The 616-nt window shown below is 59.9% G+C and carries 1 protein-coding gene; it reads right to left on the bottom strand.

Features of this window, described 5'->3' with window-relative positions:
• The coding region (locus J5224_RS33860) for an FAD-dependent oxidoreductase (RefSeq protein ID WP_264629243.1) at window positions 1–616 on the bottom strand (616 nt) is incomplete at both ends.

Below are 616 nucleotides of genomic sequence, written 5' to 3'. Positions count from 1 at the left end.
TCCGCATCCATTCCCTGCGCCACCATGCCCTGCGGTGCAGTGGTAATCTGCCAGCGTAAGTCACTGCGGCCTGATTCTCCGGCCAGATGTAACGGCAGCGCCGGTGTTTTCACCTTCACCAGCATGGCGGGCAGCGCGAGCGCGGTGTTAACGCCAAGCAACGTTTTCGCCAGTGCGATAGCGCTTAGCTGGATCGGTTGCAGAAATGGCCGCACCTGCCCCGCAATTTCGGCGCAGTCGCCTAACGCATAGATATCCGCCTGGCTGGTTTGCAGCATATTGTCTACCACCACGCCGCGTCGGGTGATAATCCCGGCATGCTGTGCCAGCGCCGTTTCCGGGCACAAGCCAGTCGCGGCCACCACCACATCCACGTCACAGATACGATCGCAATCGAATCGGGCGCGAATGCCTTTCTCGGTCTGCTCCAGCGATTGCAGTTTTGCTTTCAGTAACAGGTGCGCCCCCATATCGACCAGGCAGTGTTGCAAGCGACCACTCACTTCCGGCGGCAGCAACGTTGGCAACACGCTGGCAGCGCAATCTGCCAGCGTAACCGTCTTACCGGCACGGCAAAAATCCATTGCCAGTTCAGTGCCAATCAGCCCGGCGCCTA

It is taken from the genome of Candidatus Symbiopectobacterium sp. NZEC135 (assembly GCF_025962695.1).
Note: the sequence above shows the minus strand (reverse complement) of the source record. Positions and strands in the feature narration are given on the sequence as shown.